The sequence below is a fragment of the Actinophytocola sp. genome (assembly GCF_050699915.1).
Taxonomy (GTDB): Bacteria; Actinomycetota; Actinomycetes; order Mycobacteriales; family Pseudonocardiaceae; genus Actinophytocola.
Genome location: NZ_JBOHGA010000068.1, coordinates 22,675 through 29,426 on the forward strand (window position 1 = coordinate 22,675; position 6,752 = coordinate 29,426).

Here is a 6,752-nt window from a genome sequence, read left to right on the forward strand (position 1 = left end):
CCGCACCGCCCGACCTATTGACAAAATTCCACTTTACGTACAAAACTGTCCTCTCGTGAGGGACGTACTGTATCTGGACGACATCGAGCAGGCCGAGGCGCTGCTCAAGCCGGCCCGTGTCGAGGTGCTGCGCAGGCTCGCCGAGCCGCGGTCGTGCACCGAGGTCGCCGCCGAGCTGGACCAGACGCCGCAGCGGGTCTACTACCACGTGAAACGCCTGGTCGAGGCCGGCCTGGTGCGTCAGGTCGCCGAGCGGCGGGTGCGCGGCATCCACGAGGGTCTCTACCAGGCCACCGCGCACGCGTACTGGCTCTCGCCCCGGCTGGTCGGTCGCATCGGCACCCGGCGCACGCGTGACCAGCTCAGCCTCGGCTACCTGCTCGATCTCATGGAGGAGGTGCAGGGCGAGGTGGCCGCACTCGACCAGACGGCGGGCGCGGGGCTCGCCGACGACCTGCCGTCCATCGGGGTGTCCGGCGAGATCCGGGTCGCCCCGCACCGCCGCCAGGAGTTCCTCGACGACCTGCGCGACACCCTCCAGGACCTGTTCACCCGCTACGGCGGCGCCGAGGGCGACGCCTTCCGACTCGCGCTCGCCTGCTACCCGACTTACCCGAAGGAGACGCCATGACCGAGACCATCCGCCTGCGTGCCCGCGTGGACGCGCCGCTGGAGACCGTGCACGGCGCGCTGACCGACGCGCGTGCCCTGCGCGTCTGGCTCGCCGAGCACGCCGAGGTCGACCTGCCGCACCGGTTCGAGTTCTGGGGTCGCTACACGCCCGACGGCGCCGAGCCGCGGCAGCGGGTGCTGCACGCCGACGACCGAACGTTGCGTCTGGAGTGGACGGTCGGCGGCGAGGTCACCACGACGGAGATCACCCTGCGGCCGGAGAACGAGCGCGCCGCCGCCACGGTCGTCGAGCTGACGCAGAGCCACGTGCCGGAGTACGAGGCCGCGGTGCGCGAGGAGGGCCTCGCCGCGCTGATGACGTTCTGGTCGCTGGCGCTCGCCGGCCTCGTCGACTATCTCGAGGGCCGCGAGCCGGCACCGAAGTGCGACTTCACCACGAGCGAGATGCGCGCACAGGTCGACATCGCGGCCTCGCCGGAGGCGATCTACGAGTCGCTGCTGGACCCGGAGGTCTTCGCGCGCTGGTTCGGCGCGCGTGTCGAGGTCGAGCCGCACGTCGGCGGCCGCTGGGCGATGGGCGGCTTCGACGGCGGCGACATCGCGAAGCTCGTCGAGCTGGAGCCCGCGCGCAAGGTCACGATGGCCTGGCCGGAGCTGGTCACCGCGTGGGAGCTCGAGGGTGCCGCGGGCCGGACCCGGCTCACCATCGTGCAGAGCGGGTTCGAGGGCGAGCCGCCCTACGCGAGCTGGTCCGGCTGGCTCAGCGGCCTGGCCGAGCTGCGCCGGTACCACGAGGTGCCGAACTGGCGCACGATCTGGCTCGACGTCGACATGCCCGGCATGCCCGACGACATCCTGACGATCGGCTGATGACGCACGGGCCGGCGGTGTGGTCCAGCCAGGTATGGCGCGAGGAGGCGGTCACCTGGCTGGACGACCGGCTCGCCGCGGCCGGCGCCGCGCGGACCGGTGCGGTGAGCCAGCCGCACCTGTACGCGTGGAGCACGGTCCTGACCGCGCCGACGACCCGCGGCGCGGTGTGGCTCAAGGCTCCCGGTCCGGAGACGGCGTTCGAGGTGGCGCTGTACGAGCTGCTCGGCTCCGTGGTGCCGGACCGGGTGCTGGAGCCGATCGCGGTCGACGTGGCGCGCGGCTGGGTGCTGCTACCGGACGGCGGCCCGACGCTCGCGGCCGACGCGTTCGACGAGTTCGCCGAGTTCCTGCCCCGGTACGGGCAGCTGCAGCGCGACCTCGCGTCGCATGTGGACACTTTGCTCGAGTTCGGGCTGGCGGACATGCGCCCCGCCGCGATGCCCGCCCGCTTCGACGAGGCCATGGTGGTGGCCGAGCGCAGCCGGGCGACGTGCGGGGAACCGGCGGATCGCGCGGCGCTGGACCGGGTCGCCGGGCTGCGCGGGGAGTTCGTCGAGTGGTGCGCGCGGCTGGCCGAGTCGCCGGTGCCGGCGAGCCTCGACCACAACGACCTGCACGCGGACAACATCTTCGCGATGGGCACGAAGTTCTACGACTGGGGCGACGCGGTCGTGGCGCACCCGTTCGCGTCGATGCTGATGGCGCTGGGCTTCCTGAACTACCAGCACGGTCTGACCGCGACCGATCCGGTGGTGACGCGGGCGCGGGACGCGTACCTCGAGCCGTTCACCGACCTGGCGCCGCGCGCGTCGCTGGTCGCGGAGGTCGAGCTGGCGTGCCGGGTCGCGAAGGCGGCGCGGGTGCTGGTCTGGGACCGGGCGCTCCGGGCCGGCGCGGGCGAGTTCGGCCGCGCGCCGCTGGAGACGATGCTGGCGTTGCGCGCGGACTGGATCTCGCTGGGCGCGTAAGACTGGTGTGGTGATTCGCGAGGCACGACCCGAGGACCTGCCGCGGCTGCGTGAGGTGGAGCGGGCCGCCGGGACGCCGTTCCGCGACATCGGCATGGCGGCGGTCGCCGACGACGAGCCGCTCGCGGTCGAGGAGCTGGCGCAGTTCCAGGCCGACGGCCGGGCGTGGGTGTACGCCGACCCCGACGACCGGCCGGTGGCGTACCTGCTGGTGGCGGTCGTGGACGGAGAGGCGCACATCGAGCAGGTGTCGGTGGTGCCGCCGTACGCGCGCCGCGGCATCGGGCGGCGGCTCATCGAGGTGGCGCGCGAGTGGGCGGTGGCGCATGGGCTGGCGGCGCTGAGCCTGACCACGTTCGCGGGGGTGCCGTGGAACGGGCCGTACTACGCGCGGCTGGGGTTCGAGGTGCTGCCGGTCGACCAGCTCACCGCCGGGCTGCGGTCGATCCGCGCCGCCGAGGCCGCGAAGGGCCTGGACGCGTGGCCCCGCGTAGCGATGCGCCGGCGGTTGAGCTCCGGCGCGGAGACCTAGCCGGGAAAGTTCGCCAGGTTCGCCGATGCGCGTAGGTGATCGGTGCGCACTCGGGGCGGCGGAAGGCGAGTCGGCTCGTACAGCGGCGCCAGCTCGTTCGGGCGACCCAGTACCAGGTCGCGCAGCAGCAGGCCCGCCGCGGTGCCGCCGGTCATGCCCCACTGGCCGAAGCCCGTCGCCACCCAGAGGTTGCGGCTGCCGGGGTGGTAGCGGCCCACGTGTGGCATGCCGTCCACTGTGGACATGTCACGCGCCGACCAGCGGTAGCGCGGGTCCGTCAGCCCCAGGTGCTCGCGGGCCCAGGCACCGAGCCGCCCGTACCTCGCTCGCACGTCCACCCCCTCGCCCACTCGATAGTGCTCGCCGCCGACCACCAGCATCTCCTCACCGCCGGCTCGGGCCAGTCGTACCGAGTGGCGCGTGTCCGCGTCCAGGTACATCCCCGACAGCGTCAGCCCGGCCGGCCGCGGGCCCGCCAGAGCCAGGCCCCGCAGCTGGTTCAGCCGGGCGAAGAACGACCCGTGAGCCAGCAGCGCCGCCACGACCACCTGCCCGGCCCGCACCACGCCCGACGTCGTCCGCACCAGCGCCGGGCGCCCGGACCGCACGCCGGTCACCCCCACGCCCTCGATGATCCGGCCGCCGAGCGCCTCGATCCGTGCGGCCAGCCCGAGCAGCCACCGCCGCGGGTGGAACCTGGCCTGGTCGGCGAAGCGCACCGCGCCGGCGACCGGCAGCGGCAGGTCCACACTGTCCAGATAGGACGCTGGCAGGCCCGCGGCTCGGGCCGCCGCGGCCTCGGCGCGCAACGCGGTGCGGCGGGCCGATGAGGTCGTGTAGACGTAGCTGTCGGTCCGCTCCAGCTCGCAGTCGACGTCCAGGGCCCGGGCGGTCGACGTCACCCAGTCGAGGGCCGCGAGCTGGCTCGCCCCGAAGCGAGCGGCGGCGGCCGGGCCCCTGCGGATGGCCAGCCGGTGGTAGATCAGCCCGTGCTGGGCGGACAGCCTGGCCGTCGTCTGCCCGGCCACCCCGCCGGCCACCGCACGCGCCTCCAGCACCAGCACCGAGCGGCCCGCCTCGGCCAGCAGGTACGCGGTGGTCAGCCCGGCGATCCCGGCCCCGACCACGACGATCTCCGCCTCGACCGGCACCGCGCCGCCCGCTCGGTTCGGCGCGGGCGAGGTGTCCAGCCACAGTGCTCGGATGTCCGGCAGCTCTGCCATGCCGCCGGGTTGCCCAGCCGAATCCGCCCGAAAACCGGGACTCACCCGAGGTCACGCGGAAGGATGAGGCTCCAGTCCCGCGACGTCACTCACCGCTCCCCCGGTGCGAACGGAGATTCGAGTAAGTTGAACCCTTTTCCACCCGGGTCGGTTTGGCGCCCGTGACCGGCGGCTATCCGGTAGGCGAGTGGCCGGTAGCCGTCTCGCGTTTGAAGGGTGCGCTCAGGTGGTACCTGCGTGCCATGAGACTTGTGACTGCTAGCCGCGAGGCGGTGAGACGGTGAATCCGGCTGAGTTGGAGGACGTGACGCCGGGAGGCTTCTCGGTTCGCGCGGAGACTCACGGCGAGGCCGTGGTGTTGGGTGTGACCGGCGAGGTGGACATGGGCACCGCGCCGGGACTGGAGGAGTCGATCAAGGGCGCTCTCGAGCGGGGGCCGAAGGTACTGGTGGTGGACCTGAGCGGGGTCACCTTCCTTGCCTCGGCGGGCATGAGCGTGCTGATCGGCGGCAACCAGCAGGCCGGGGACCGGACGAGCTTCCGGCTGGTGGCCACGGGCAACGCGACGCTACGCCCGATGGAGCTGACCGGCATCGCCGAGGAGTTCTCCGTCCATCCCACGCGGGACCAGGCGCTCGACGGGGGTTGACGTGAACCAGGGGCTGCAGGAGCTCGACGACGTCCAGGAGGGCGACTTGCATGTCCGGGTTCCGGCCGTCGCCGGCCGGCTCACCGGGCTGCGCCATACCCTTTCCGACTGGGCCGAGCGGGTCGGGCTCACCACGGAGGACTGCGAGGCGCTGACGCTCGCCACCTACGAGGCCATGGCCAACACAGTCGAGCACGCCTACGAGGGACAGGTACGGGGCGTGCTCGACCTGCGTGCCGTGCGCGACCACGCCGAGGGACGGGTCGTCGTCACGGTCACCGACTACGGCCGGTGGCGCCCGCCGCCCGCCGATCCCGGCACCCGCGGGCGCGGGCTCCACCTCATCCGCGGCCTCACCCCGGACTCCGCGATCTCGCCGTCGAAGAAGGGCACGACCGTCAGCATGTCCTGGCCCCTGCCCACGTCCTGAGGCTCGGTTGAGCCGGTGGATGCCGGGTAACCAGCCGCCATGGCCGATCGCGACCAACCCCCGCAGACCCAGCACCCGCCGGGCGAGACCAGCGAGATGACGCCCGAGCCGCGCGACGAGATGCGCGGCTACCAGGGCCGCGACCTGCTCCGGCACCGGCGCGCGCTGATCACCGGCGGTGACTCGGGGATCGGCCGGGCCGTCGCGATCGCGTTCGCCAAGGAAGGCGCGGACGTCTCGATCGCCTACCTCGACGAGCACGACGACGCCAAGCACACCGCCGAGCTCGTCCGGGCCGAGGGCCGGATGTGCGAGCTGGTTCCCGGCGACCTCGCCTCCCGTGCGCACTGCGCCGACGTCGTCGAGCGGACCGTCGCCGCGCTGGGCGGACTGGACATCCTGGTCAACAACGTGGCCACGCAGGAGCCGGTCTCCTCGCCGGAGGAGATCTCCGACGAGCAGTGGATGCGCACGTTCGACGTGAACATCCACAGCTACTTCCGGGTCACCGCGGCCGCGCTGAATCACCTGGGCGAGGGTGGCGCGATCATCAACACCGGCTCGGTGAACGGGTTGCGCGGCAACAAGACGCTGATCGACTACTCGGCCACCAAGGGCGCGGTGCACGCCTGGACCTACGCGATGGCCCAGGCGCTGGTCGACCGCGGGATCCGGGTCAACTGCGTCGCGCCGGGTCCGGTGTGGACACCGCTCATCCCGGCGACGTTCCCGGCGGAGCGGGTCGAGTCGTTCGGTCAACAGGTCCCCTACGGCCGGCCGGCCGACCCCGACGAGCTCGCACCGAGCTACGTGTTCTTCGCGGCGAACCAGCTGTCGTCCTACTACACGGGAGAGGTCCTGGCCGCGCTCGGCGGCGAGACCACCCCCGGCTGAGGAGTGCTTCGATGAAGGCCGACCTGCTCGGTGTCTACCTGAACGACCACCTGGCCGGGTCGACGGCGGGGCTCGCCTTGGCCCGCCGCCTGGCCGACGCGGAGGCGGACTGGGCACCGGAGCTGGGCCGTCTCTCCGGCGAGATCGCCGAGGACCGGGAGACGCTGCTGGGGCTGATGGCCCGGCTGGACGTGCCGGTCCAGCGGTACAAGAAGGTGATCGCCTGGGTCGGCGAGAAGGCCGCGCGGCTGAAGCCGAACAACCGGCTGGTCGAGCGGTCGCCGCTGAGCCGGGTGATCGAGCTCGAGACGCTGCGGCTCGGTGTGGAGGGCAAGGCGGCCGGGTGGCGGACGTTGTGCGAGGTGGCCGACACCGAGCCGCGCCTGCCGGCCGAACGGCTGGAGGAGCTCCTCGCCCGCGCCCGCCGGCAGGCCGAGGAGCTGGAGAAGCTGCGGGTCCGCGCGGTCAACGAGGCACTGGCCCGCTGACCGCCCCGCTCACCACGCCCATGCCGGGCCCCCGCATGGCGCCGAGCGGCGCAGGAGATCGC

9 protein-coding genes are annotated in these 6,752 nt (G+C 72.8%); 8 read left to right on the forward strand and 1 reads right to left on the reverse strand.

The window, feature by feature from the left end:
• Positions 1 to 55 precede the first annotated feature (55 nt).
• From ACRDSK_RS14745 to ACRDSK_RS14760, 4 genes are read left to right on the forward strand one after another with little or no spacing between them, the layout of a single operon-like run.
• Positions 56 to 631 carry an ArsR/SmtB family transcription factor gene (locus tag ACRDSK_RS14745; RefSeq protein WP_431441328.1) on the forward strand — a complete coding sequence of 192 codons (576 nt, stop codon included), beginning with the start codon at positions 56 to 58 and terminating at the stop codon, positions 629 to 631.
• Positions 628 to 1,503 (forward strand): SRPBCC domain-containing protein, encoded by an 876-nt coding sequence (locus ACRDSK_RS14750; protein ID WP_431441330.1) that lies wholly within the window; start codon positions 628 to 630, stop codon positions 1,501 to 1,503. Before ACRDSK_RS14745 ends, ACRDSK_RS14750 begins: the two co-directional genes overlap by 4 nt.
• Positions 1,503 to 2,474 carry an aminoglycoside phosphotransferase family protein gene (locus ACRDSK_RS14755; RefSeq protein WP_431441331.1) on the forward strand — a complete coding sequence of 324 codons (972 nt, stop codon included), beginning with the start codon at positions 1,503 to 1,505 and terminating at the stop codon, positions 2,472 to 2,474. The genes ACRDSK_RS14750 and ACRDSK_RS14755 overlap by 1 nt, the downstream gene beginning before the upstream one ends.
• A gap of 10 nt (positions 2,475 to 2,484) precedes the next feature.
• Positions 2,485 to 3,006, forward strand: coding sequence for a GNAT family N-acetyltransferase (locus ACRDSK_RS14760; protein ID WP_431441333.1), 522 nt, complete (start codon positions 2,485 to 2,487; stop codon positions 3,004 to 3,006).
• Here the strand turns inward: ACRDSK_RS14760 and ACRDSK_RS14765 are convergent.
• The gene (locus ACRDSK_RS14765) at positions 3,003 to 4,229 is read right to left on the reverse strand and encodes an NAD(P)/FAD-dependent oxidoreductase (RefSeq protein ID WP_431441334.1); all 1,227 of its coding nucleotides are present in this window, start codon (positions 4,227 to 4,229) and stop codon (positions 3,003 to 3,005) included. The genes ACRDSK_RS14760 and ACRDSK_RS14765 overlap by 4 nt on opposite strands.
• Before the next feature lie 280 nt (positions 4,230 to 4,509).
• Here ACRDSK_RS14765 and ACRDSK_RS14770 point away from each other — a divergent pair, with 280 nt between their 5' ends.
• From ACRDSK_RS14770 to ACRDSK_RS14785, 4 genes are read left to right on the forward strand one after another with little or no spacing between them, the layout of a single operon-like run.
• The gene (locus ACRDSK_RS14770; RefSeq protein ID WP_431441336.1) at positions 4,510 to 4,878 is read left to right on the forward strand and encodes an STAS domain-containing protein; all 369 of its coding nucleotides are present in this window, start codon (positions 4,510 to 4,512) and stop codon (positions 4,876 to 4,878) included.
• Between the two features lies 1 nt (position 4,879).
• Positions 4,880 to 5,308 (forward strand): ATP-binding protein, encoded by a 429-nt coding sequence (locus tag ACRDSK_RS14775; RefSeq protein ID WP_431441338.1) that lies wholly within the window; start codon positions 4,880 to 4,882, stop codon positions 5,306 to 5,308.
• Between the two features lie 39 nt (positions 5,309 to 5,347).
• On the forward strand, positions 5,348 to 6,202 hold the full coding sequence (locus tag ACRDSK_RS14780; protein ID WP_431441340.1) for an SDR family oxidoreductase: 855 nt from the start codon (positions 5,348 to 5,350) through the stop codon (positions 6,200 to 6,202).
• Between the two features lie 11 nt (positions 6,203 to 6,213).
• Positions 6,214 to 6,690, forward strand: a complete 477-nt coding sequence (locus ACRDSK_RS14785) for a hypothetical protein (protein ID WP_431441342.1) — start codon at positions 6,214 to 6,216, stop codon at positions 6,688 to 6,690.
• Positions 6,691 to 6,752 lie beyond the last annotated feature (62 nt).